The organism is Bacillus carboniphilus (assembly GCF_020524035.2).
Taxonomy (GTDB): Bacteria; Bacillota; Bacilli; order Bacillales; family JAIVKR01; genus Bacillus_CC.
Genome location: NZ_CP129013.1, coordinates 1,922,894 through 1,946,917, shown reverse-complemented (window position 1 = coordinate 1,946,917; position 24,024 = coordinate 1,922,894). Strand labels below are relative to the sequence as shown.

Below are 24,024 nucleotides of genomic sequence, written 5' to 3'. Positions count from 1 at the left end.
AATGACATGCTCAAATTGTGGTCAAATCAAGGAAGAATTGACGCTTTCTGACCGAGTGTTCCATTGTCATTGTGGATTCTCGTCCGATCGTGATTGGAATGCGTCAATCAATATCAAAAACGAAGGTATTCGAAAGCTTACATAAAGGAAACAAGAACTCTTGGTTCACGAGGGATCGCCTAGTCCATTAGAGACCATTAGGTTTCTGTACCTAGGAAGCATCCACCTCTAAGCGCTAGCGTAGGTGGTATGTAGTTCACAGCTGTTAATAGTCCTAATGTTAAGGAGATTTTACCGTTTATCGATATTTTAAAAATTGATTTTAAACAGACATCAAAAGTTGTTAGAAAAGAAATCATTAAGCAATTTAAAGATTTTGAGATATTATTTTTAGCAGAAAAGGTAGAGACAAGAGAAGAATATTTAGAAGCTTATCAATCGGGATTTGATTTTTTTAGGGGTACTTCTTTGTAAGCCTAAGATCTTATCAGGTTACGATGTACCTACTACGTCTCTTCATTCTTATTATCAAGTGCTACAAGAGCTTTTGACAAGAACGAGCCGGATGTAACGAAATTAACGAAAATTATCGAACAAGATCTCGCACTTAGCTAAAAGTTATTAAAATTAATTCATTCTCCAGGGTTAAAAAGAAGGTGTCAAATTCAATCAATCCAACAAGCGATTGTATTACTAGGAATAAAAAAAATGAAAAAATGGTTTTTTATTTTATCAATTAAATATTATCTGACAATAAAAATAGTGCTCATAATGAAGTGATTAAGCTCATTAACGTGGGCAAAAATATGTGAATTACTTTCAATGAAAATGGGAAGAAAAAATTCGTCTACCTATTTTCTAACAGGGATGTTATCTCTAATGGATACACTTCTACATCAAAATAGTCCGATCTTTACCCTTAGACTATACAATAGAGGGAGCTTTGTTAGAAAAGATAATGATATTAGAGGTTGTTCAAAAAGTCATGAAAAATTGCAGTCGAATAACTTTGTTGTCTCGCTATTCCACTCCTCATGTACAGAGAACGTACACTGTGGTGCTTCGATGCCCAGGACGGGCTAGCGCAGACGTTGACACAGGACGTGACTGAACTTAGCCTGCGTTCCTTTAAGCATTCGCCTCGTTCTTCTCGGCCCTTTTTCCCCTACTTTTTGAACACGTACTATTAGTAAGGTTTTAAAATGCTCCTTATAAATTGAGAAATTTGAATGGAACCTTCAATATTTCCATATTTGTGAACAAGAGGTAATTTATATTTACCAAAAAGCGTTTGAATGGACAATGGAGATAACATCAATGAATAAATGGTGATGGAATGGTTATCTCCATCTTAAAGACATTGATACCCGACAGCGTGTACTTGATATTTCAAAGCGCACTCCATCAGGCGTATATGTGGTCTTTATAGAATGTTCTAAGTTTAGTCCTTGAATGAGTGAATCTACTTTTTGCTGGTCAGATTCTTGAGCTGCATTCATTAATTGTTCGGAATATTGCCTATCAGAAGAAATCTTTTCAGCAAGACTAGTCAAGTCTTTCAAGTATGGCGGAATGGTTTTAGCAGATTCAATAAACGTGTTTGGACTAATAGCTGGAAACGGGCGGTAGTAGTATGGGATGAAAGGGGGATAAACAGGATAATAATATTTCATTTCATTCACCTCAAGTAATGTATATGGATCATCGTCAATATTGATTCTATATTCACATTGACTATGGGCATTTGTCAGAATCTTATTGTTGAATTTTGTATAACGATTTACTTATTGTAAATAGCACGTAAAAAAGGAGAATAAAGAAGGAAATTGGTATTAAAAGAAGAAGTATCTCATTATTGACTAATTCTTGCGTGTTTATAGTTTGTTTTGTTCAAGTTCGCCGAGTCAAATAATAATGAAAGGGATGAAACTCTTTGGTTGTTGATGATCCTACTTTTTATGTTTTAGATGATCAGCTAGTTGCACAATTTGAGGTTCGTTTTATGGAAGGAGTAGCAAGGGTAGAGTGTCTACTGCAAAATGAACAAATTGTTGATTACACCATTGAGTATAACGGCCCCGTCTATTTGAAACAAGCAACAATAGAACGTTCAGTAAGTGAGATGGAGAAAATAGTGAAAAACAAGTTGTTACTTTGAATGAGTGAAAAAAAAGTAAAGGGTGTATTAGTTTCACATTAGACGTTATTAGGTGTTGCTCCTTAAGTAAATGTTTTATCAAGGCGCATCCGCTTTTCTTAATGTCTAGCTCCAGCGCCCAGCGACGGGTAGCGCTTTCGACGCACAGGAGGTGCTAGCATCATCGTTGCCCACAGGACGTGACTGTACTTAGTTGACGTTCCTCATCATTCGTCGCTAAACGTGCGCATCCGCTTTTCTTAATTTACATAAATGATACATTAAATCAATTTCAACATGATTTTTCTCCGTTAGAATGGATAGAAAAATAATTATTGAGCGAGTAACTTCTAAGGGGGGATACATGTTGAATGTTGAAGGTGTCTTACCTATCATTTTTTTGTTAATCGTTTATATGGTTATTGTTATTTTTTTGTTAAGAGAGTAAGCTAGTAATAAAGAACGAATTATTTTCAATAATCATCACAAAAAAACGTTGATGGTTAAATCAACGTTTTTAAGTTTAAGGATCTGTTAACAAGTTATTGGACAGATCTTTTTTTCTTTGCTCTTAAATCATCTTTCACGGTTTTCTCAGACATGGGAATACCCGTGTTGTATGCAGCACGACTAATTAAATGACCTGCAACGGGTGCTGTACAGAATACAAAAATAATCCCTAATATAATTCGTGCGTTCATGTAACCCTCTACTATCCAGAAATCTAAAAATACACCCAACAATATGGAGATAATACCTAGTGTTGCACTTTTTGAAGCCGCATGATTTCGCGTGTAAATATCAGGTAATCGAATAATCCCGATTGATGATATTAAACTTAATAAGGCCCCTTGAAGGATGAGATAGCCGATGACAATTTTACTTATTACGATCATTTTCAATAATTTCTCCTTTCTCTAGGAACTTAGCAATGGCTACCGTACCAATGAATGCGAGAATTCCTATTAGTAAAATGACATCAACAAATGCCTTCGTTTTGAGTACGACAGAGATAATGGCTGTAATTCCTATTAGATTTATACCAATTGCATCTAATGCAACAGCCCTGTCAGGTATTGATGGCCCTTTTGTTAAGCGATAAATAAGGAAGAGAGAGGAGATCGCAATAATTCCTAATGATACAATAAAAATCGTTTGTAGCATTACTTGCTCACCTCCTGTATGGCTTTTTCAAAAGTGTTTTTTATATCTAACTTAGCTTTTTCAACGTCCTCAATATCCATTGCATGAATATATAATATTTTCTTATCATCCGAAATATCAATGACAAGTGTTCCAGGTGTTAACGTGATTAGATTAGCAAGGATTGAAATTTCCCAATCGGTCTTTAGTTCAGTTTCTAAAGCGAAAATGCCCGGCTTCATATTCAATTTTGGTGAAAGAATAACCTTGAGAACAGAAATATTTGAAAGGATTAATTCTTTGAAAAAAATGAACACAAGCTTGATTACAGCAATGACGTTATACATGTAAAACCTTGTCGAAAAGAATCTTCTTAAAGAAAAGATAATAAATAATCCGATCAAATAACCAACAATAAAAGATATTCCACTATAGTGGTTATTTAGAAACATCCAAGTTAATGCAATGACGAAGTTAATTAAAATTTGAAAAGCCATATCATCTACTCCTTTAGAACGGCTTCTATATAAATGGTAGGGTCTAATAACGTTTCTGTCGCTTGAGAAACGAACGGGTAAATAAGCTCAACTCCAAAGCCGTATGCGATGGAAATAACAACTAAAATGGTGATCGGTACATAAAGTACATTAATTGATCCTTTTTCTTCATCTTTTGCAAGCTTCTGTTCACCCCAGAACCCGTTGATAAATATTTTTAATGCTGAGTACAAGACAAGTAGACTTGAGAAAAGAACAACGAAGGATATAACATAGTCTTCCGTTTCAAAGCCGCCTTGAATGATATTAATCTTTCCAATGAATCCACTTAAAGGTGGAATCCCTGCCAATGATAAAGTAGAAATAAAAAATAACCATGCTAATAACGGATGATTATGAATTAATCCACCCATCTTTTTCAAGTTTGCCGTTCCTGTTAAGATGAACAGTGCACCAATAATGAAGAACAGTGCACCTTTAATAATAATATCATGAATGACATAAAAGACTGCTCCACTGACTCCTGCAAATGTCATAGTTGAAACCCCAAATAAAATGACTCCAACGGCAGTGATAATGTTATAGATGACAATCTTGCGAATATCCCAATAAGCAATTGCGCCAATGACACCAAAGATCATTGAAAAGGCTTGCCAACCAACCAATCAATCCATGAGTAAAGCCTACGTCAGTAATGAAAATTAAAGTGAAAACACGAGTGATCGAATAGACCCCTACTTTCGTTAACAAGGCACCAAATAGTGCAGTGACTGCTGCAGGTGGAGCTTTATAAGACCCAGGAAGCCAGAAAAACAATGGAAAGATTGCTCCTTTTAGTCCGAAAACAATTAAAAACAAGACAGAAATGACGGTAATAATTCCTGATTGTCCTAGTTCAGATACTTTTACGCTTAGATCTGCCATATTTAGCGTTCCTGTTAGAGCGTATAAGTACGCAATAGCTATCACAAATAAAGCAGATGATATCACGTTTACTAATATATATTTAATCGATTCTCTTAATTGAATCTTCGTTCCACCTAATACAATTAGAAAATAAGAAGACATTAACATAACCTCGAAAAAGACGAACAGGTTGAAGATATCCCCTGTTAAAAATGCTCCAACTACACCAGTTACTAAAAATTGAATGCCTGAATAGTAAAAGAACTTTTCTCGCTCAACTCCGATTGTTTTAAACGAGAAAAGAAGCGATGTAAATACAATGATGTTTGTTGTTAAAACGAGCAAGCTAGCAAACATATCGGCTACTAACACAATTCCATAAGGTGCTTGCCAACCGCCAATTTCTAATGTTTGAATTCCTTCAGTTTGAACTAACCATACTAAGTAAATGGACAATATAATACTAATTGCCGATATTAATGTACTTATGACTTTTTGTATTTTGATTTGCTTTCTAAAAAAAATCAATAATATCCCTGTTAAAAGTGGTAAAAGAATTGGTAAAATAATAAAGTTAATCATATTTAGTCATTTCCCCTTAATCGGTGCATATCGTCAGTTCCAAGCTCCTGATACGAGCGATAAGCTAGAACTAAAAAGAAGGAGGTTACACCAAAGCTTATAACGATAGCAGTTAATATTAAAGCTTGTGGCAAGGGATCAACATAAGATCCGGCTTTCTCACTTAAAAGAGGGGCTGCCCCTTGTTTTAGACCTCCCATCGTTAGGATGAGAAGGTGAGCACCGTGACTTAATAGCCCAGTACCAATGATGATTCGTAACAAACTCCTCGATAGAATAAGGTAAGTTGCTGCCATAAACAGAATCCCTACAACGACTGACATTACTATTTCCACTATTCCGTCTCTCCAATCGTTTGAATAATGGTCATCGTTACCCCAATTACAACGAGGTAAACACCGAGATCAAAAATGGTCGCGGTTGCTAACTCCGTCTCACCTAATAAAGGGAGATGGAAGTGATCAAACGTATGTGATAAAAACGACTCGTTATAAAAGAACGAACCAACGCCTGATAATACGGCGATCATTAACCCAATAGAGGTAAGTAATATATAATTTATTGGAATGATTTTTTTTACAGTTTTAATATCAAAGGCAATTAACAAAAGAACGATCGCACTTGCCGTCATTAAACCACCTATGAACCCTCCACCTGGCGCGTTATGCCCAGCAAAGAACAAATAAATAGAAAAGATGATGATAATAAATAAAATGATTTGTGTAACTGTTTGAAGAATGACATCGTTTGTTTTTATTTTTTGATTTGCCATCAACTTTCCCCCTCCTTTGCAACCTTTAATTTGATCATACTGTAAATAGCTAAAGAGGCGATTCCAAGTACTGTTATTTCAAATAGCGTATCAAAACCTCTAAAGTCAACGAGTATAACATTCACCATGTTTTTTCCACCAGCGAGATCTTATAGCTAAAATCTTCATAATACTTAGAAATGGACTGCCCCACTCGTTGACTGTTGGCAGAAATGGCTATTAAGGTAACCATTATTCCGACACCAAATGAGATTAAAATATGAACAAAACGAAAATGTAATTTTCTTTCGTGCTTAGTTAATTCAGGTAGATGATAAAAAGCTAATAAAAACAAAGCGACAGAGACCGTTTCAATAATCAGCTGCGTTAAGGCTAAATCTGGAGCCCTAAATAAGACAAAAAATAAAGATAAAGAGTATCCAACTGAGCTTAAAGCGATGATAGCTGTAAGTCTTGATCGGGACAGAACGGTGGTGATCGTTCCAGCGACCATCACAAGTGCTAAAATGACTTCGTATAATCGTATGGACGTGATATTTTCTGTGTTGAAAACAAATCCATCTTTAATCACCATGGTGGCTCCTAAAATAAGAATGAAGAAGCTAAAGATATAAATAAGGTAATCTCTAATAAATCCAGTCATATAGAGTTTTGTAAGATTTGACGAGTTTTTTTCTAAACTAGCTAAGGCGTGATCATAACCTTTGTTAAGAGTAAGCTTGTTTGGCATGATGTTATAAATAGCTTGCCATTTCGGCCATAATTTATAAAGGAGAACACCTGAAATAACGACACCAATGGTCATAAATAATTCGATATTGAATCCATGCCATGGCTTTATGTGAATCTCCTCTACGATATATTGAGCAGGCAGGATCGCTGCAACAGTTGGTTCTAAAATCGTATGAGAGATCAAGTCTGGATAGAAGAAAACAATCACTACAAATGAAGCTAAAATAATGGGTGAGATCAACATACCAATAGGAGCTTCATGAGCTTGTTTCTTTAATTGATCAGGTTTATAAGGTCCTGTAAATGTTTTAAATACAAAGATCATACAGTAAACAAAGGTAAAGATACTCCCTATCCAAGCGATAATAGGAAATAATATTCCCCATGTTTGAACATTAGAAAAATCCATATGTGTTAATTCAACCATACCAGTAAAGAACATTTCTTTACTCAAAAACCCATTGAACGGAGGTAATCCTGCCATTGAAAAAGAACCAATTACAGCAATTGTAAACGTAATCGGCATAACAGTCATCAGTCCACCTAAACGACGAATATCTCTTGTTCCTGTTTCATGATCAACAATTCCAGCCACCATGAATAAGCTTCCTTTAAAGGTAGCATGATTAAATAAATGGAAGATGGCTGCTGTTGTTGCGACAGGATATATTCCATCGCTTAAACTTTCAAGGTGTAAGGAAGCTGCTCCAACACCTAGAAGGGACATTATCATCCCAAGTTGGCTGACAGTTGAGAAAGCTAGAATAGCTTTTAAATCTGTTTGCTTAACCGCATTTATTGATCCCCATAGTAAGGTGAAAATTCCAACACTTGATACAATCCAAAACCATGTAGAAGAAAATGCGAAAATAGGGCTCAATCTTGCTACTAAATAAAGGCCTGCTTTTACCATAGTAGCTGAATGTAAATAAGCACTGATTGGTGTCGGTGCTTCCATGGCGTCTGGAAGCCATATGTAAAAAGGGAATTGTGCAGACTTTGTAAAGGCACCTAATAGGATCAAAATCATGGTTGGAATGAAAAGCTCATGATTTAAAATTTGATTCGTTTGATTCATCATCTCTTGGATGCTGAATGTGCCTGTTATTAAGTATAAGAGGATGAAGCCTCCTAGCATGGATAGCCCACCAAAAACGGTAATTAATAATGACTTTTGAGCACCGTATCTAGATTTTTCTCTATTATTCCAATAACCAATTAACAAGAAAGAAGATAAGCTTGTTAGTTCCCAAAATGTATATAAAACGATGATATTGTCGGATAAAACAACACCAAGCATCGCTCCCATAAATAACATTAAGAACAAATAAAAAGAACCTAGCTGTTCTTTTTGTTTATTCAAGTAAAAAATTGAGTACAAAATGACGAGCGTCCCAATACCTGTAATTAATAGGGCAAAGAGAAGAGATAAACCATCCACATGGGCGGTGAAAGAAATATTAAGTGATCGAATCCAAGCTACTGACTCCTTAATAGTTTCACCATGCATGGTTTCTTGAATGAAAGATATGAAATAAAAAAACAATAAGATTGGTAGTGGAAGAACAAACCAACCTGTATGAATGTTTTTTAAGTATTTAAAAAACAATGGAACGAAAAGGGCAAAAATAAAAGGTGAAAGAATTGCCCAGTGTAAAAGCGACATGATGTACCTCCTCAAATTTTCATTTCATGGTCAGATGACCCTGAAAATATTATAACGTACTTAATATCAAGAAGAAAAGTACTTTATCTTACCTTATTATGGTCTCATTTTTAGAGGATATGATTTATTAAATAGGAAAGAAGAATAAATTTTTTTTCATTAGCCACCATATACAATGAGGAGGTTTAGATGATGAGTAAAAAGAAAAGTTTGGTGGCGTTGCTCATTTTTTTTATCTTATTTGTTGGTGCAGCTTTTTTAGACAAGCAATTAAATAGCACGATTGATAAGGATGAACATAATTCTTATATTGAGAATATTAACTATAAACAAGTTGAGCAAGAGGAGTATAAACAATTCAAATTTGGACCAAGAGAATATATAAAGGTAATCAAAAAAAAGGAACCGTAATATTGGAAGTTTTAACAGGAATTTTGTAGAAATTGCAGAACATAAATATATTAGGGGAAAGGGAGAGAATACTATTGAAACTAACATCACTTAAAGTTCAATCAGAAATTGGCAAGTTAAAATCCGTCATTCTTCATCGTCCAGGGAAAGAGGTAGAGAATTTAACTCCTCAGTATATGGAACGATTACTGTTTGATGATATACCTTATTTACCTACTATTCAAAAGGAGCATGATGTTTTTGCAAACGTGTTAAAGGATAAGGGTGTTGAAGTTTATTATTTAGAATCATTGCTTGAACAAACATTATATTCAAGTGATATTAAAGAACAATTTGTTGATGATCTTCTCATGGAAAATAAGTTGAATATAAATGGTTCAAAAGAGCATTTGAGAGAATTTTTTTTTAAAAGGTAGTACTAAGCATACCATTGAAAAGTCGATGACAGGCGTGTTGAAAACAGAAATCCACCAAAACCAGAAAGTACATCTCCATGAATTTATGGACAACCACTATCCCTTTTATTTAGATCCACTACCTAATTTGTACTTCACTAGAGATCCCGCAGCCGTTGTAGGAAGAGGGCTGTCTATTAATAAAATGGCACGTTCAGCTAGAATTCGTGAATCCATGTTTATTAATTATATCTTTCGTTTTCATCCGAGACTTTCTAATTTAGACACTCCAATATGGTTTGAGCGTAGTAGTCCTTTCTCAATAGAAGGTGGAGACCAGCTTATATTAAATAAACAAACCATTGCTATAGGTGTAAGCTCTCGTACTACGCCTCAAGCAATCGAACAACTAGCATTAAATTTATTTAAAAATCAAACATCTATAACTAGAGTAGTGGCAATTGAGATACCTAAATTAAGAGCTTTTATGCATTTAGATACGGTCTTTACGATGATTAATAAAGAACAGTTTACCATTCATCCTACCATTCTAGGAAAAGATGATCATATGAATATCTTTATTTTACAGCCTAGTAAAAACGAGAACAAAATAAAAATCGAACGTCGATCTAATTTAAAGGAAACGTTAAAAGAAGTGCTGGATTTAAATGAGATAGACTTCATTCCTTGCGGAGGAGGGGATCCCATTGCTTCTGCTAGGGAACAATGGAATGATGGGTCCAATACTTTAGCAATTGAACCTGGAGTAGTTGTAACTTACGATCGAAATTATGTTTCAAATAAACTGTTACGCCAACATGGTCTTGAGGTAATTGAAGTTCCTAGCTCAGAATTATCAAGAGGGCGTGGAGGCCCACGTTGCATGAGCTTCCCTCTCTATAGGGAAGAATTTTAAAAAGAGATGCTGTGTAGGCATCTCTTTTCTGAGGAGTTATTTAATGTACGTCGCTTAACAGGCGCTTGCGCTTTTCTTATTAGTCATAAACTCTCTGGTTATTTGGTAAATGAGATGTGGCTTTTTTGGGTGTTAAAATGAAAGCTTGGATTAGAGGAATAATGAAAATGAAAAGAATCATCGAAATTATAATGATTTGACTAGAAATTTGTAGATTAGTGTGAAGTTCACCTGAATAATTAGTGAAAAATTCTTTTATTTCAGGAATATTAGAGATGTTTGACAAGGTTAAAAACTTTTCTTTGTTATGGTCCCAAATAAAAAGGCCTGTTTTATCAAAATAAACGATTTGGTCACGGACCGTTTGATATTCAACATACATAATCGTTACTTTAGAATTGTATGGTTTAGTTTCCACCCCATTCTCGTCTGTCACATTTTCAATTATCTCCCCATTAGCTGTTTTCCAGTCTTTTACTTTCACTGTTCCTTCGTTATAGTAGTTAACTTCATTCGATAGTTTTTCATTGAGTTCTGATCTGAGCGTATTATCTACCGAATTTGAATCTGCTGAGACAGCTAAGGGAACAAAAAATAATAAAAAACAAAAAAGAATAATATTGATGATTTTCATTATTTATCTCCTTTCCGCATTGACAATCTATAAAAGTCGTGTTCAAAACTGACAAGTTCTTAAACTATGTTTATTCATAGAAAGAGTTGTTTATTCTGTTTGAATAAAAAGTCACTGAGATTCAGTATCGTTATTTCAACCAAGTGGATGATTGGATGCTACAAGAAACATTTTAAAAAATGAAACAATTGTCTTTATATTTTTTTCTGAAAACAAAGATAATTATAACAACTCGGTGATATAATGATTATAAAGTGCAGTAACTGCTGGTGAATAAAGATATTTTACTAATGATTCAAATAAAACAGCTGGGGGAGTGATTATGAAGGAAGACAAGAGCTTGTTATTTATTGATTTTGAGTTTACAATGCCTGAAAGAAAATTTCATCCACAAGGTTTTTTTCCAGAAATAATTGAAGTTGGAATGGTTTGTGTTTTAAATCAAAAAATTGAACGTAAGTTTTCCTCTTTTGTTAAACCGACATTTTTTCCAGAGTTAACGGAAAGATGTAAATCTTTTTTGTCAATTACTCAGGAAGAGGTTGATCATGGAATTAGTTTTTATGAGCTCACTAGTATTTTGAAGCAAATTGATCGTCCAAATAAAAGAACTGTTATTACATGGGGAAATATGGACATGAGGGTATTAAAGTCAAACTGTGTTAAGCATCATCTACCTAATCCTTTAAAAGGGAAAAATCATGATTTATCCATGGAGTATAAGCGGTTTTTCGGTGACAAAAATCAAACAGGTCTATGGAAAGCAGTTGAGGAATATGGAAAAAAAGGGACTGGAAAACATCATTGTGCTTTAGATGATGCAATGACGACCTTAAATATATATAATTTAGTTCAAAATGATAAACGTTACTTAGAGGAGCATCAACCAACGACAATAGGAGATCGAATTGATAAGAAAAATATTTTAAAGAAGTTTGCAACATAAAAACCCAAAAGTTCTATTGACTTTTGGGTTTCTTCAAATAAGGTAAGGAAGGACTCCTGTATTTAAGAAAAAATGAAAATAGAGCAAGAAGTCATGCGAACAAAGCAATCGATGAGGTGGTTAAACGAGCTCATTTCATCTATCTCACCCTAACAATTATTTAGAATAATAATTGTTTAATCTTTGCTGAAATAGTCCTTTTTAAGAGATAATAACGTTTCTTTAGATTTTCTTGACCAGGGAGTGTTTTTTTGTTCGAGTTCGTCAAGTTGATTCTTTAGGGACAGTTTAAGTGATTCTTTATAATCGGGTAACGAGCCTTCATAAGGTTTCACCATACCCTTTGGGATATTTGTTTGTTCATTTTCAGCCAGAGCTCTTCGTTCATGAAATATAGGGACTTCAACTTTATTAGGGTTATGTAAGTCTCCTTGTGTAGGATGTTTAATAACGGCTTTTACTTTTATTAAATAATGTTGCGGTCTTTCCTCTGTAATTTCTCCTATGTATTTCCCTGTCTTATAAATCCCAGTAACTGGATCGCCGGTTTTCACTGTTCTCACTCCTTGATATTATCTTTTAGTAGTGTCTCATGATTCGCCAAACGTGCTCTTTTCAGCACCCAGCGACTCCGAAGTACACGATGTGCTAGCGTCAACGTAAGTCACAGGACGTGACTGTACTCAGTTGACGTTATTCATCATTCGTCGCTAAACGTGCGCTTCCGCTTTTCTTATATGTTAACAAAAAAGTAAACATATTTCGATTTTCTTGTGTTTTTTTTACTGGTAGAGATAAAATGAGACTAACTTGAAAAAAAGGATGAATTGTATGATTAATTTAATATATGGTCTTTTTTTATATTTTCCTGAAGATAAACGAGAATATATTCCCGCATTTATTACAATGGCTGTTTTTATCATTTTTGCTTTTATTACATTTTTATGGATTATCCGTATGTCCAAAAAGGAACAGAAAGAAACAGAAACGAAGTATAAAGAAAAGTTGCCTGAAAAATGATTTGTAAAGGATGTACTATATTTTCACTTTATGTGTATGTAGTCTGTTAAAATGAATAGTTTTCTTCGAGTTGTGCACTCTATAATAAGTGAGGATAAAATTTCAGAATCTTTTTCTTGGAGTGTCAGATTATGCAAAAAACCTTTCGTACACTCGTATTAGCGTTTATTTTTCTGTCAGGCTGCGTTGGTGATGAATCGATAACCAAGATGGATGTAGAAATGTTTAATAGTAATGGAGACTCATTGGGGACAGTGAAGTTGACAGAAGAGCCAGAGGGCGTAGGTTTAAAAGTGACATTAGAGGGACTTCCTTCCGGTGAGCTTGGTATACATGTTCATGAGTTTCCAAACTGTGAAGCTCCCGAATTTAAAACGTCTGGAAATCACTTTAATCCTGATAATGTTGATCATGGGCTTATGCATCCTGATGGAGCCCATGCTGGAGATTTACCAAATTTAATTGTTGATAGTGGAAAAGTAGATGTAGAACTTGTTGGTCCTCAGTTAACGCTTAAGAAAGGGCAAAAAGGGTCTCTTTTTTCTCAAAAAGGTACATCCCTTATTATTACGAGTCAAAGGGATGATGGTATGACTCAACCATCTGGAGATTCAGGTGAGCGCATTGCATGTGGGAAAATCACGGAAGAAGAAGCCGAAAGAAAAGATAAAAATGTGATAGAGCCTGAAGAAGAATGAGGTAGTTTAAGTAGAGGGCTGTCTAGAAAGTCCATTTTTGTCTTAGAAAAGCGCAACACCAAAAGCCAAGAATGTTTACATAACAGCATTCTTGGCTTTTACTGTTATCAAGTTTCCTTTTGCTGAAGCCTCTTCTATGATTTTTTTAGTCTTTTCTCAATTTGAATTTTGATCAATAAGAAAATGGTGAGAGTAAGAAAAAAACAGAAACTAATAAATGCGCTTGATTGCAATACATCAGATCTTAAGAATAATAAAAGTAGCCAATTGCCTGACCAAAAAAGTAAAAAAACACTTAACCAATTTTTTAAGTCGTCGCGAAAAAAAGTAAAATTGCTAATTATTAAAACAATAACTAAAACAAAAACTAGTATAGCTGTATAAGCTGATTCGAAAAAATGCATCCAAAAAAAATGGTGTGCAAAGATTGCTCCTGTCATGAAAAGACTGTATAAGAGTGGGATAAGTTGTTTGTTTTTTTTCATGTTGTTCACGTCCTATTACTTAAGTCATTCTTGTTTAAGTATATAGTAAAGGATCTATCTAAGAAAGAGCGAAAATCAATCTTTGAACTCCTTCTTTTACCAGCTCCTTTGGACATCCGATATTCATTCTTACAAATCCAGGTTCCCCTCTATATTGACCACTCATTTCTAATGCAACCTTCCCTTTCTGAAGTAGTAACTCTTTTAATTGTGATTCATTTGATAAGATTTCTCTACAATCAATCCATAATAAATAGCTAGCGTCTGGTATCATGACTTTTATAGAAGGGAGAGATTTTTCTAGTTCTGTTTTTACAAATTCAATGTTAGATTGGAGATATTCTTTCAATTCATCTAACCAAGGTCTTCCGTGTTGATAAGCAGCTTCTAAAGCAGTAATAGCAAATGTATTAAGTGTGAATAAACCATGTCTCTTTAGTGTATCCTCGAATTTTTTCCTCATCACACTGTTTTCAATTATAATAGCTGAAGACTGAAGACCTGCAATATTGAAGGTTTTACTAGGAGCTAAACAAGTGATGGTTCTATCAGCAATATCATTGTTCAATGATGCAAAAGGGATATGTTTTTTATTATATAGCATTAAATCACAATGAATTTCATCAGAAACGATCGTTACATCATATTTGACGCATAGTTCTCCAACCTGATTTAGTTCATCTTTTGACCAAGCTCTGCCGCTAGGATTTTGTGGATGACATAGCAAAAACATTTTTATGTTATTTTCCTTAAATTTATTTTCTAGATCATCAAAATTAATCTCATAACGGTTGTCTACTAATTGCAATGGATTTTCAATTACTTGTCTTTCATTACGCTCAATCATTTCGAAAAAAGGATAATAAACGGGTGTTTGTATCATAATTTGATCTTGTTTATTTGTTAAGGCCTGAATAGCCATACTAATAGCATTTACAATACCAGAAGTAAATACGATGGATGATGTGGGAATGTTCCAATGATATTCTTTTTCAACCCAGTCTGTAACAATTCTTCTTGTTTGTATTGTAGGAGAAGAATAACCGAATATACCATGCTCAGCTCTATTTTGAATAGCGTCAATAACGGGTTTGGGAGCTTGAAAGTCCATGTCAGCTACCCACATCGGTAAAAGGTGCTCTTGACCAAATTTCACTTTCGAAAAGTCCCATTTTACAGATGAAGTTCCTGTCCGATCAAAAACATAATCTAGTTTATTCATTATGAAAATCCTCCTTTATTCTACTATACCTAAGTTTTCTAAGTTGTTCTAAGTAATTGATCTTAAATCTATGATAAGATAGTGTAAATTATCAAATTTTGAGGTGTTAAAACTGATCGTGGATAAAATTATCGGGTTATTAAAAAGTTGGGACCCTCTTGGATATGGTGAGGCAGCGTATGAAACTGAAGTTATGGAGGTAATTAGTTATCTTTATTCAATGAATGATCTAAAAGAGCTAGCTTCACGTATTCAAGAAATCTATTTTCAATCATTTGAACAAATGATTCCTATTCAAGAATGTATAAATATGGCTGGGTTATTGCAAGAGAAGGTTAATGAACAATCTTGTGAACGATAATAGACCAACTTTAGCTCGTTGGTCTATTTTACAACAAAATCCATTATCTTTGTGTAAACAAGGTCTGGCTTCTCTTCAGGAAGTAAATGACCTGTTCTTTTCACAGTAATTAATTTAGAGCAAGGCAAATCTTTTTGAAGTCTTTTTCCTACATCAACTGGAACGACTTTATCATTTTCTCCCCAAATCAATAAACTGGGAATGGTAATTTTTTTTAATTCTTCCTCTTGTAAATCACCCTCCCTGTCACGAATCATTCTTTGGAGAGCAATAAAGATATTATGATCATAAAATGGCTGTAAATAACCGTTAATCATTTCATCATCAATTAACGAATGATCATAAATAACATTACGTAAATTGTTTAATACTCCCTGTTTAGCTAAAACTCGTTTAATGATTATATGAAAATAAGGAATTCTTGAGCCTATCGTTAATGATGAACGTGCTCGTTTCATATAACTAGAACTGCACAATAACACTAAGCGATCCACTAACTGAGGACGGTACTTAGCGGTATAAAGAGCAATCTGTCCCCCCATAGAATGACCAATAAAAATGGCTCGTCTAATATTTAATTTTTCTAAAAGTTGAATCACTACATTTGACATATTTCTATATGAATGAACAAAGGATGGAGATTTTTCGGTAAGGCCAAATGGAGGTAAGTCAATACTAATAATATTAAAATGATTCATGAGTAAAGGGATTAATTTACGGAAACTAAAGGATGAAGATAAAAAACCATGGATTAATATAACGGATGGTTTACTTGAATGCTCGAAATAATATTGGTAATGAATGTTTATTCCTAAAATTTTTTTTGTTTGTTCAATCATGGTGCTTCTCTCCATTTACATTGAAATTCTTTCGATTAGTTTGTCCCCATTTAAAAGCCGAGTTTCATGGTAATTTTTTAAGTTACAGCACATAGAAAAATGTTTTTATATGGAGAGGATTGTTTAATAAATCGTGATATACTATTCAAAAAATCATTTGTTTGGAGATGGATTTGGGTGAAACTAACAAAACAGGAAATTGAAATACTTGAGGTTTTAGAGAAGGATAGTCGTGTTTCAAATGAAATAATTGCTGATATGGTTGATCTTTCTGAAAAAGAAGTTGAGAAAATCATTAAAGAACTTGAAAAAAAGAATGTCATCGTAGATTATTCAACAACCATCAATTGGAAAAAAGTTGATGGTCAAGAAGGTGTAACCGCTATGATTGATGTGAAAGTTCAACCAAAGAGAGGGGTTGGATTTGACGAAATTGCCGAAAGAATATATCGATTTGATGAAGTTAAATCCGTGTATTTAATGTCAGGGACTTATGATTTATCTGTCATTATTGAAGGCAAAAGCATGTCTGCTATTGCAAACTTTGTTTCTGAAAAATTATCCACTCTTGAGTCTGTCCTTTCGACAACCACCCATTTTATATTGAAGAAATACAAACATGATGGGAAAATTTTCGATGAAAAAAACCCTGATAGAAGAATTGTGGTGTCTCCATGAAAACAAAGCTTGATTATTTATCCCATAGAGCTAAAGAGATAAAGCCATCTGGGATTAGAAAATTTTTTGATTTAGCTGCTAATATGGAAGGAGTCATATCTTTAGGGGTGGGCGAACCTGATTTTATTACTTCATGGAGCGTAAGGGAAGCTTGTATTAATTCACTAGAACAAGGATTTACTTCCTATACAGCTAATGCTGGTCTCTTTGAGTTAAGAGAACAAATTTCTCTATATTTAGAACGAAGATTCAATGCTAGTTATCGTCCCGATTCAGAAATACTCGTGACAGTTGGAGCCAGTCAAGCGATTGATTTAGCGTTAAGAGCCATTATAAATTCAGGAGATGAAGTGATTGTTATTGTTCCTTGTTTTGTTTCCTATGGTCCGCTCGTTTCTTTAGCTGGGGGAACACCAATCTTTGTTACCGCTAAAAAAAAGAATGGATTTGGCATTCATGCCGAGGAAATTAGGCCATACATAACTTCACGAACAAAAGCGATTTTAATTTGTTCCCCTAACAATCCAACAGGTACTACGTTATCTACATATCAATTAAATAGTTTAGCTTGCTTAGCAGAAGAAGAGGATTTAATCGTTATTTCTGATGAGATTTATGCTGAGCTTTCCTATGATGATCAGTATACTAGCTTTTCATCTCTACCTAAAATGAAAGAAAGAACCATTTTGGTTTCTGGATTATCAAAAGGGTATGCTATGACAGGATGGAGACTAGGGTATGTAGCAGCTCCAGATTTCATATCTGAAGCTATCCTTAAAATTCATCAATATTCCATGATGTGTGCCCCGACGATGGCACAATTCGGTGCGATAGAAGCCATTAAAAACGGAGAAGAAGACGTTATGTATATGAAGAAAAACTATAAGCGAAGAAGAAATGTTTTTGTTAAACGGCTAAATGAAATAGGATTAGATTGTCATCTTCCAGGAGGAGCCTTTTATGCCTTTCCTAGCATAACTAAAACAGGGTATAGCTCTGAAGAATTTGCAGAAAAGCTTTTAATTGAGGAAAAAGTAGCTGTTGTACCTGGAAATGTTTTTGGAGAAGGTGGAGAAGGGTATGTACGTTGTTCTTATGCATGCTCTTTAGATGAACTACTGGAAGCAATTAAACGAATAGAAAGATTTTTAAATAGTTGATATTGAACTGAACGAAGGTCATGGAGTAACCTTCGTTCATTCATTTCTTTAAGAGGTTGTTTAAAAAGTCCTAAAAAAAATGTCGGTTGAATAACTTTGTTGGTTTGCTTTTCCGCTCCTCATGTACCAAGAACGTACACTGTGAGTGCTCAAAGCTACACCGCCTCGTTCTTCAGCGTCCTTTTTTCCCTACTTTTTAAACACGCACTTTAAGTCTTTTTTATTTTCTCTAACATATGCATAACATGGAGAAAATCTTCTTCTGTAAACTCTTTTGCCCTTCTTAATATTAATTTTGTCTTTTTAATACCGAGTTCATTAATTAAACTTTCTAGTTCTTGATCTATGCCGCTCATGTTTGGTTCTACATGTTCTAATAGTTCGGATGCAGGGATATCCAAAACAGTTGAGATTTTCATGATTGTTGAAGTGTCAGGAATTTGCTCGCCGGTTTCATATTTTGTTACTGTTTGGGTACCTATACGTGCCTTTATGGCTAGTTCTCGAATACTCATCCCTTTTTGTTTTCGAAAGAACTTAATATTATTTCCCACTGTACTCAATGAACCTACCTCCTCCTTTGAATAAATTCCAACAACATTGTATATGTTCTATAACATAATACCATATTTTTGAACTGATAAGATATTCAGTGTAATTAATATTCACTTTAAAATCATGAATAACTATGATATAATTTTTTATTGCGTAATCAGAACGAAATAAAATGTATATATTTAGGTAGGAGTGTCATTATGGAAACTAATATAGAAGTGGGAAATGTATTAACTGGAAAAGTTGCTGGGATTCAATCATATGGTGCGTTCATAGAATTAGATGATCAAACCCAAGGTCTCGTTCATATTTCAGAAGTGACAAATGGTTTTGTAAAAGATATAAATGACCATTTAAAATTAGGTCAAGAGGTAAAAGTGAAAATTTTATCAGTTGAAGAAAACAAAAAGAAAATTAGTTTATCGATTAGACAAACGGAGGAAAAAGCACCTAAAAAGAAAGCACCTAAAAAGTCTATTGAAGTAGAAAATTCTTCACAAGGTTTTAATACTTTGAAAGATAAACTAGAAGAGTGGATTGAGCAGTCCTCAAGAGAAGATCTATTGAAAAAGTAAGACATAAGAAAGAGGAAGTCATCTGGAAAAAATCCTTTTGGCTTCCTTTTCTATTTATAAGTAGATAGTTGTTTTGGTTCCTTTTTCAATGTGTTTCATGGTTCGGTTCATTTGCCATTTCTTCTGTAGGCTTAAATAGAAGTCCTAAATTTGTTAATCCTGCAATTCCTACAAGACCGTAAATAATACGGGATAATGCTGAACTTTGCCCACCAAATATAGCCGCTACTAAATCAAACTGAAAAAAACCAATTAATCCCCAATTCACTGCGCCAATTATCGTAAGGACAAGAGCTGATCTCTGTATTCCACTCATCCAAATGCCTCCTTTAAATATAAGAAAAGTTGTCCAAAATAGAAAGCTACTTTCTTTTTGAACACTTATCAATAGACTGTGAAAAAAATTAAAAAATATACCTCACAATTTTATAACAGAGTAAGAAAGCAGATTACTTTACTTTAAAAAGAACGATTGTCCATAATATGAGGTGGAGGTGTTTTGGATATGGATAACTTTACTTATTGGAATCCGACAAAATTGATATTTGGAAAAGGTCAAATGTCAAAACTAAAAGAGGAAATTCCTAGTAGTACTAAAAATGTACTGTTAGTATATGGTGGAGGAAGTATAAAAAGAAATGGAATCTATGATCAAGTAGTAAATGAATTAAAGAGTACGGATAAAGAAATTTTTGAACTTTCTGGAGTAGAACCTAATCCTAGAATTTCAACAGTGCGAAAGGGAGTTGAAATCGCTAAAAATAACAACGTTGAATTTATTTTAGCAGTAGGTGGTGGGAGTGTAATTGATTGTTCGAAAGCGATTGCTGCTGGATCTAAATACGAAGGGGACGCATGGGATATCGTCACTAGAAAGCATTTCCCAACTGAAGCTCTCCCTATTGGTACAGTTTTAACGTTGGCAGCTACTGGTTCTGAAATGAACGCAGGTTCAGTTATTACGAATTGGAAAACGAAAGAGAAATATGGTTGGGGAGCACCAGTTGTTTTCCCTCAATTTTCAATTTTAGATCCTGAAAATACATATACAGTTCCAAAAGATCAAACTATTTATGGAATTGTTGATATGATGTCTCACGTTTTAGAACAATATTTTCACAATACAACCAATACCCCACTACAAGATCGACTTTGTGAATCTGTGTTGCAAACAGTGATGGAGGCAGCACCAAAGTTATTAGAAGATCTCAATAGCTATGAACATCGTGAAACAATCTTATATTGTGGAACAATCGCCTTAAATGGATCTCTTCAAATGGGATATAGAGGAGATTGGGCCACTCACAATTTAGAGCACGCTGTTTCTGCTGTACATGATATTCCTCATGCAGGTGGTCTTGCTATTCTATTTCCAAATTGGATGAAGCACAATGTTGATATAAATGTGGACCGTTTTAAGCAGTTAGCTGAACGAGTGTTTCATGTAGATTCAACGAATAAAACGGATCGGGATGTTGCCATTGAAGGAATTGAAAAGTTAACCCGTTTTTGGACATCAATAGGTGCTCCATCGAAGCTTTTAGATTATCAAATTAATGAAGAGACACTTGATGTAATCGCTGACAAAGCAATTGTGAATGGAGAATATGGAAACTTTAACAAGTTGGATCGAGAAGGTACTCTTGCAATTTTACGCGCCTCACTTTAAGAGATTATATAACAAAACTGTCACAAAGCTATCGTGACAGTTTTGTTTTGTTTTTACTACATATAAACAAAATTTTTATATGGTTGCGCTTTCATGTGACATGTTATCTTGATTTACTTTTTTATATTCGATAAAGTGAGATAGAAAATGAAAAAATTCACTATGATTATGGAGGAAAATCACATGACGCATGTTCAATTTGATTATTCCAATGCTTTATCTTTTTTTCAGGAGCATGAACTTACATACTTAAGAGATTTTGTAAAACTTTCACATCATTCAATTCATGAAAAAACGGGTGCTGGGAACGATTTCTTAGGTTGGGTTGAACTACCTGAGGCCTATGACAAAGAAGAATTCTCTCGTATCCAAAAGGCATCGGAAAAAATAAAGACAGACTCAGATGTTTTATTAGTTGTTGGTATTGGTGGTTCTTATTTGGGTGCTCGAGCTCGCAATTGAAATGTTAAATCATTCATTCTACAACTCGTTAACTAAAGAGCAAAGAAATACACCTCAAGTTATTTTTGTAGGTAACAACATTAGCTCCACATACATGAAAGATGTAGTAGACTTGCTAAATGACAAAGATTTTTCTATCAATGTCATTTCAAAATCAGGTACAACAACAGAACCAGCAATTGCTTTTCGTTTCTTCCGTAAGATTCTAGAGGAAAAATACGGGAAAGAAGTAGCTAGAAAAAGAATTTATGCAACGACAGATAAAGAAAAAGGAGCATTAAAAACACTTGCTGAAGAAGAAGGGTATGAATCATTCATCATTCCAGATGATGTAGGTGGAAGATATTCAGTCTTAACAGCTGTTGGATTATTACCAATTGCCGTATCAGGAGCAAACATTGAAGCGATGATGAAAGGTGCTCAAGATGCTAAGGGACAATTAAGTAGCTCCGAATTAGAGGAGAATATTGCTTATCAATACGCAGCTGTCCGTAATGTCCTTTATAGAAAAGGGTATACAATTGAGATGTTAATCAATTATGAGCCATCCCTTCAGTATTTCTCTGAATGGTGGAAACAGCTTTTTGGTGAGAGTGAAGGAAAAGATCAAAAAGGAATTTTCCCTTCTTCAGCTAACTTTTCAACTGACCTACACTCATTAGGTCAATATGTACAAGAAGGTCGACGAGAATTATTTGAAACGGTCATTAATGTTGAGACACCGCGTCATCAATTAACGATTGAGGAAGATGAATCAAATTTAGATGGATTGAACTATTTAGCTGGAAAATCCATTGATTTTGTTAACAAAAAAGCGTTTCAAGGAACAATGCTTGCTCATGAAGATGGGGGAGTTCCTAACTTAGTGGTTAATGTTCCAAAATTGGATGAATATAGTTTTGGTTATTTAGTGTATTTCTTTGAGCTTGCTTGTGCGATGAGTTGCTATTTAATGGCGGTTAATCCTTTTGATCAGCCTGGGGTTGAAGCATATAAAGTCAATATGTTTGCTTTATTAGGTAAGCCAGGTTTTGAAGAAAAGAAAGCGGAACTTGAAAAACGCTTAAATAAATAATTTCACTCCCTCCTCGTATTCTCTTTCTTTTTGGGAAAGCTAACAAATGCGAGGAGGGTTTTTTAATTGATTGAACTACCATCAAAACTTGAAAAACGTCAGTATAAGTTAGATTTTTTAGAGGAAGCTCTTAAACCTTTAGGATTTTCAATTGGAGGTAATTGGGACTATGACCATGGGTCATTTGATTACAAAATGGATGACCATGTTGGCTATCAATTTGTTCGAATCCCTTTTAAAGTAGTAGATGGACAGTTAGATACTAAGGGTGTGCAGGTCGAGCTGATGAGGCCGTATATTCTTTCCCATAAATATCAAATTGGGTTAGATGATCATGTCCATATAGGAAATCTATCAGCCTCTTTTGACCAATTTCAAGAACCACAAGACCCAGATGCTACTGTTCCGAGTGAAATTATCCCGGTGGGTAAACAAATTGTTAAAAAGGTTGAGAAACTTCTGTTAACTAGTCAAAACAAGCAATAAATCACCTTTTGAAAATATAAAAGTAAGGGGAGGATGGATATATGTCTTCCCCTGTCTTTTAATACCCAATAATAAAATTCCTTCTTTTAATAATTTCTGGTGTAAATCATAAAAGTTTTGATTAATGCATTCATCTGAGGCTTCTTTTAATGCGAAAAAATGACCATTAGCAGGATTAAATTCTGAAAATACTTCAGAAAGCCCTCCTTTTGATACATAACTGTTCACCATCACTTGACTCGTTAATTCAAAAGAACGGATTAATTCATCAGCTCCAGCGCGATAAGCATTCATCGTTTGAGGTTCTGTTAAAATTTCGCATACAGCATATATAGAAGGATTTAACCCTTTAACAGCAATAAGAGTTAAGATCGATTGCATATCTGCTTCCAGCTCACTTTTATGTTGATCTGGAGTAATGAAAATTGCCTCAGCTTCTTTTATATTCCCTTTATGTAAAGTTGAATCCCATGAAGGGCTCCCTTTCACAAAATGAATATGTTCATCTAAAAAAGGGGTTTCTTCTAACGTTTCATCTATTAATACAATTGAATATTCAGGTTTTATTTTTTGTAGAGTGGTTAGCAAGTTTTTTGATTTTTCATTCCAACCGATAATGACAATATGTTTGTTCCCTTGAAAAGAAACGCTTCCCTCTATATAAGAACGTTGCTTATAAATGGCTGCTGCTGATAAATGAGCGAAAAAAGAAGTGATAAAGCTTGCACCAAGAAGAATAAGTAAAATAGTGGTCGTTTTTCCTATTAGGGTTTCAGGAACGAAATCTCCGTAACCAACGGTAGAAATAGTAATGAATGCCCACCAAATACCATCAAAAGGACTCGCAAAGGTTTGAGGTTCCAATAAGGAAATAAATTCTCCAAAAAGAATTACTATAATGAGTACGATAAAGGCTATTCTCAAGTATATGGGCCATTTAAGCCAAAAAATAAAAACTTTATTAGTTTTCACGAAAATCATCCTGTTCCTTATCGAGAGTAA

At 34.3% G+C, this 24,024-nt stretch carries 25 protein-coding genes and 5 pseudogenes; 15 read left to right on the top strand and 15 right to left on the bottom strand.

All coding sequences use genetic code 11. The features are described from left to right. Position 1: 1 nt before the first annotated feature. Together LC087_RS09965 and LC087_RS19675 are read left to right on the top strand one after the other, a co-directional pair. Entirely contained in the window at positions 2-145 is a 144-nt protein-coding gene (locus LC087_RS09965) for a zinc ribbon domain-containing protein (RefSeq protein WP_371932577.1), read from the top strand. Between the two features lie 482 nt (positions 146-627). After that, positions 628-780: pseudogene (locus tag LC087_RS19675) on the top strand (hypothetical protein); the annotation flags it as partial. Between the two features lie 560 nt (positions 781-1,340). Here the strand turns inward: LC087_RS19675 and LC087_RS09960 are convergent. Then, the gene (locus LC087_RS09960; RefSeq protein ID WP_226540253.1) at positions 1,341-1,673 is read right to left on the bottom strand and encodes a YuzC family spore coat inner layer protein; all 333 of its coding nucleotides are present in this window, start codon (positions 1,671-1,673) and stop codon (positions 1,341-1,343) included. Between the two features lie 260 nt (positions 1,674-1,933). On the opposite strand from LC087_RS09960, the gene LC087_RS09955 reads away from it, so the two are divergent. Further along, on the top strand, positions 1,934-2,158 hold the full coding sequence (locus LC087_RS09955; protein WP_226540252.1) for a hypothetical protein: 225 nt from the start codon (positions 1,934-1,936) through the stop codon (positions 2,156-2,158). A 521-nt stretch (positions 2,159-2,679) separates the two neighbouring features. Here the strand turns inward: LC087_RS09955 and mnhG are convergent. The 7 genes and pseudogenes from mnhG to LC087_RS09920 form a co-directional block, all read right to left on the bottom strand. After that, complete coding sequence (gene mnhG, locus LC087_RS09950; protein ID WP_226540386.1) at positions 2,680-3,033, bottom strand: monovalent cation/H(+) antiporter subunit G; 354 nt, start codon at positions 3,031-3,033, stop codon at positions 2,680-2,682. Beyond that, positions 3,017-3,301 carry a Na(+)/H(+) antiporter subunit F1 gene (locus LC087_RS09945; RefSeq protein ID WP_226540251.1) on the bottom strand — a complete coding sequence of 95 codons (285 nt, stop codon included), beginning with the start codon at positions 3,299-3,301 and terminating at the stop codon, positions 3,017-3,019. The genes mnhG and LC087_RS09945 overlap by 17 nt, the downstream gene beginning before the upstream one ends. Beyond that, positions 3,301-3,777, bottom strand: coding sequence for a Na+/H+ antiporter subunit E (locus LC087_RS09940; protein WP_226540250.1), 477 nt, complete (start codon positions 3,775-3,777; stop codon positions 3,301-3,303). Before LC087_RS09940 ends, LC087_RS09945 begins: the two co-directional genes overlap by 1 nt. Positions 3,778-3,782: 5 nt before the next feature. Next, positions 3,783-5,265: pseudogene (locus LC087_RS09935) on the bottom strand (Na+/H+ antiporter subunit D). Positions 5,266-5,267: 2 nt separating this feature from the next. Then, the gene (locus LC087_RS09930; RefSeq protein ID WP_226540248.1) at positions 5,268-5,600 is read right to left on the bottom strand and encodes a Na(+)/H(+) antiporter subunit C; all 333 of its coding nucleotides are present in this window, start codon (positions 5,598-5,600) and stop codon (positions 5,268-5,270) included. Next, positions 5,600-6,037, bottom strand: coding sequence for a Na(+)/H(+) antiporter subunit B (locus LC087_RS09925; RefSeq protein WP_226540247.1), 438 nt, complete (start codon positions 6,035-6,037; stop codon positions 5,600-5,602). The genes LC087_RS09930 and LC087_RS09925 overlap by 1 nt, the downstream gene beginning before the upstream one ends. Further along, positions 6,037-8,435 (bottom strand): annotated as a pseudogene (locus tag LC087_RS09920) (Na+/H+ antiporter subunit A). Before LC087_RS09920 ends, LC087_RS09925 begins: the two are co-directional and overlap by 1 nt. Positions 8,436-8,627: 192 nt before the next feature. Here LC087_RS09920 and LC087_RS09915 point away from each other — a divergent pair. Together LC087_RS09915 and arcA are read left to right on the top strand one after the other, a co-directional pair. Further along, a complete protein-coding gene (locus LC087_RS09915; RefSeq protein WP_226540242.1) occupies positions 8,628-8,846 on the top strand; it encodes a hypothetical protein in 219 nt (72 codons plus the stop codon). 68 nt (positions 8,847-8,914) lie between these two features. Next, positions 8,915-10,157, top strand: a pseudogene (gene arcA / locus LC087_RS09910) (arginine deiminase). A gap of 79 nt (positions 10,158-10,236) precedes the next feature. Here arcA and LC087_RS09905 read toward each other — a convergent pair. After that, a complete protein-coding gene (locus LC087_RS09905) occupies positions 10,237-10,791 on the bottom strand; it encodes a hypothetical protein (RefSeq protein ID WP_226540239.1) in 555 nt (184 codons plus the stop codon). A gap of 322 nt (positions 10,792-11,113) precedes the next feature. On the opposite strand from LC087_RS09905, the gene kapD reads away from it, so the two are divergent. Further along, the gene (gene kapD / locus LC087_RS09900; protein ID WP_226540238.1) at positions 11,114-11,737 is read left to right on the top strand and encodes a 3'-5' exonuclease KapD; all 624 of its coding nucleotides are present in this window, start codon (positions 11,114-11,116) and stop codon (positions 11,735-11,737) included. Between the two features lie 176 nt (positions 11,738-11,913). Here the strand turns inward: kapD and LC087_RS09895 are convergent, their stop codons facing one another. Further along, entirely contained in the window at positions 11,914-12,300 is a 387-nt protein-coding gene (locus LC087_RS09895) for a kinase-associated lipoprotein KapB (protein ID WP_226540237.1), read from the bottom strand. A gap of 268 nt (positions 12,301-12,568) precedes the next feature. Between LC087_RS09895 and LC087_RS09890 the strand changes: the two genes are divergently transcribed. Both LC087_RS09890 and LC087_RS09885 read left to right on the top strand, forming a co-directional pair. Beyond that, positions 12,569-12,757, top strand: a complete 189-nt coding sequence (locus LC087_RS09890) for a hypothetical protein (RefSeq protein ID WP_226540236.1) — start codon at positions 12,569-12,571, stop codon at positions 12,755-12,757. Positions 12,758-12,885: 128 nt separating this feature from the next. Next, on the top strand, positions 12,886-13,455 hold the full coding sequence (locus LC087_RS09885; RefSeq protein WP_443111815.1) for a superoxide dismutase family protein: 570 nt from the start codon (positions 12,886-12,888) through the stop codon (positions 13,453-13,455). A gap of 543 nt (positions 13,456-13,998) precedes the next feature. Here the strand turns inward: LC087_RS09885 and LC087_RS09880 are convergent. Next, positions 13,999-15,162: a MalY/PatB family protein gene (locus LC087_RS09880; RefSeq protein WP_226540234.1), complete on the bottom strand. Its 1,164-nt coding sequence runs from the start codon at positions 15,160-15,162 to the stop codon at positions 13,999-14,001. A 118-nt stretch (positions 15,163-15,280) separates the two neighbouring features. Here LC087_RS09880 and LC087_RS09875 point away from each other — a divergent pair, with 118 nt between their 5' ends. After that, positions 15,281-15,523, top strand: a complete 243-nt coding sequence (locus LC087_RS09875) for a DUF1871 family protein (protein WP_226540232.1) — start codon at positions 15,281-15,283, stop codon at positions 15,521-15,523. 23 nt (positions 15,524-15,546) lie between these two features. On the opposite strand, the gene LC087_RS09870 is transcribed toward LC087_RS09875, so the two are convergent. Beyond that, positions 15,547-16,362, bottom strand: a complete 816-nt coding sequence (locus LC087_RS09870; RefSeq protein WP_226540231.1) for an alpha/beta fold hydrolase — start codon at positions 16,360-16,362, stop codon at positions 15,547-15,549. Between the two features lie 177 nt (positions 16,363-16,539). Between LC087_RS09870 and LC087_RS09865 the strand changes: the two genes are divergently transcribed. Beyond that, a complete protein-coding gene (locus tag LC087_RS09865; RefSeq protein ID WP_226540229.1) occupies positions 16,540-17,040 on the top strand; it encodes an Lrp/AsnC family transcriptional regulator in 501 nt (166 codons plus the stop codon). Further along, the gene (locus LC087_RS09860) at positions 17,037-18,200 is read left to right on the top strand and encodes an aminotransferase (protein ID WP_226540227.1); all 1,164 of its coding nucleotides are present in this window, start codon (positions 17,037-17,039) and stop codon (positions 18,198-18,200) included. The genes LC087_RS09865 and LC087_RS09860 overlap by 4 nt, the downstream gene beginning before the upstream one ends. A gap of 209 nt (positions 18,201-18,409) precedes the next feature. On the opposite strand, the gene LC087_RS09855 is transcribed toward LC087_RS09860, so the two are convergent. Beyond that, complete coding sequence (locus LC087_RS09855; protein ID WP_226540225.1) at positions 18,410-18,763, bottom strand: helix-turn-helix domain-containing protein; 354 nt, start codon at positions 18,761-18,763, stop codon at positions 18,410-18,412. A 192-nt stretch (positions 18,764-18,955) separates the two neighbouring features. Here LC087_RS09855 and yugI point away from each other — a divergent pair, with 192 nt between their 5' ends. After that, entirely contained in the window at positions 18,956-19,330 is a 375-nt protein-coding gene (gene yugI / locus LC087_RS09850) for a S1 domain-containing post-transcriptional regulator GSP13 (protein WP_226540224.1), read from the top strand. Positions 19,331-19,415: 85 nt separating this feature from the next. Here yugI and LC087_RS09845 read toward each other — a convergent pair whose 3' ends face one another. Further along, positions 19,416-19,646, bottom strand: a complete 231-nt coding sequence (locus LC087_RS09845) for a DUF378 domain-containing protein (RefSeq protein ID WP_226540222.1) — start codon at positions 19,644-19,646, stop codon at positions 19,416-19,418. Positions 19,647-19,835: 189 nt separating this feature from the next. Here LC087_RS09845 and LC087_RS09840 point away from each other — a divergent pair, with 189 nt between their 5' ends. The 3 genes and pseudogenes from LC087_RS09840 (at position 19,836) to LC087_RS09830 (ending at position 23,022) form a co-directional block, all read left to right on the top strand. After that, the gene (locus tag LC087_RS09840) at positions 19,836-20,999 is read left to right on the top strand and encodes an iron-containing alcohol dehydrogenase (protein WP_226540220.1); all 1,164 of its coding nucleotides are present in this window, start codon (positions 19,836-19,838) and stop codon (positions 20,997-20,999) included. 183 nt (positions 21,000-21,182) lie between these two features. Beyond that, positions 21,183-22,536, top strand: a pseudogene (locus tag LC087_RS09835) (glucose-6-phosphate isomerase). Between the two features lie 66 nt (positions 22,537-22,602). After that, a complete protein-coding gene (locus tag LC087_RS09830; RefSeq protein WP_226540216.1) occupies positions 22,603-23,022 on the top strand; it encodes a YugN-like family protein in 420 nt (139 codons plus the stop codon). On the opposite strand, the gene LC087_RS09825 is transcribed toward LC087_RS09830, so the two are convergent. Next, complete coding sequence (locus tag LC087_RS09825) at positions 22,999-23,994, bottom strand: potassium channel family protein (protein WP_226540207.1); 996 nt, start codon at positions 23,992-23,994, stop codon at positions 22,999-23,001. The two genes, LC087_RS09830 and LC087_RS09825, sit on opposite strands and share 24 nt — an antisense overlap. Positions 23,995-24,024 lie beyond the last annotated feature (30 nt).

Bases quoted from the DNA above. Each gene is read 5' to 3' on its own strand.
- LC087_RS09965 (WP_371932577.1), top strand. From the start codon at position 2: ATGACATGCTCAAATTGTGGTCAAATCAAGGAAGAATTGACGCTTTCT.
- LC087_RS09960 (WP_226540253.1), bottom strand. From the start codon at position 1,673: ATGAAATATTATTATCCTGTTTATCCCCCTTTCATCCCATACTACTAC.
- mnhG (WP_226540386.1), bottom strand. From the start codon at position 3,033: ATGATCGTAATAAGTAAAATTGTCATCGGCTATCTCATCCTTCAAGGG.
- LC087_RS09945 (WP_226540251.1), bottom strand. From the start codon at position 3,301: ATGCTACAAACGATTTTTATTGTATCATTAGGAATTATTGCGATCTCC.
- LC087_RS09940 (WP_226540250.1), bottom strand. From the start codon at position 3,777: ATGGCTTTTCAAATTTTAATTAACTTCGTCATTGCATTAACTTGGATG.
- LC087_RS09925 (WP_226540247.1), bottom strand. From the start codon at position 6,037: ATGGCAAATCAAAAAATAAAAACAAACGATGTCATTCTTCAAACAGTT.
- LC087_RS09915 (WP_226540242.1), top strand. From the start codon at position 8,628: ATGAGTAAAAAGAAAAGTTTGGTGGCGTTGCTCATTTTTTTTATCTTA.
- LC087_RS09905 (WP_226540239.1), bottom strand. From the start codon at position 10,791: ATGAAAATCATCAATATTATTCTTTTTTGTTTTTTATTATTTTTTGTT.
- kapD (WP_226540238.1), top strand. From the start codon at position 11,114: ATGAAGGAAGACAAGAGCTTGTTATTTATTGATTTTGAGTTTACAATG.
- LC087_RS09890 (WP_226540236.1), top strand. From the start codon at position 12,569: ATGATTAATTTAATATATGGTCTTTTTTTATATTTTCCTGAAGATAAA.
- LC087_RS09880 (WP_226540234.1), bottom strand. From the start codon at position 15,162: ATGAATAAACTAGATTATGTTTTTGATCGGACAGGAACTTCATCTGTA.
- LC087_RS09870 (WP_226540231.1), bottom strand. From the start codon at position 16,362: ATGATTGAACAAACAAAAAAAATTTTAGGAATAAACATTCATTACCAA.
- LC087_RS09860 (WP_226540227.1), top strand. From the start codon at position 17,037: ATGAAAACAAAGCTTGATTATTTATCCCATAGAGCTAAAGAGATAAAG.
- yugI (WP_226540224.1), top strand. From the start codon at position 18,956: ATGGAAACTAATATAGAAGTGGGAAATGTATTAACTGGAAAAGTTGCT.
- LC087_RS09845 (WP_226540222.1), bottom strand. From the start codon at position 19,646: ATGAGTGGAATACAGAGATCAGCTCTTGTCCTTACGATAATTGGCGCA.
- LC087_RS09840 (WP_226540220.1), top strand. From the start codon at position 19,836: ATGGATAACTTTACTTATTGGAATCCGACAAAATTGATATTTGGAAAA.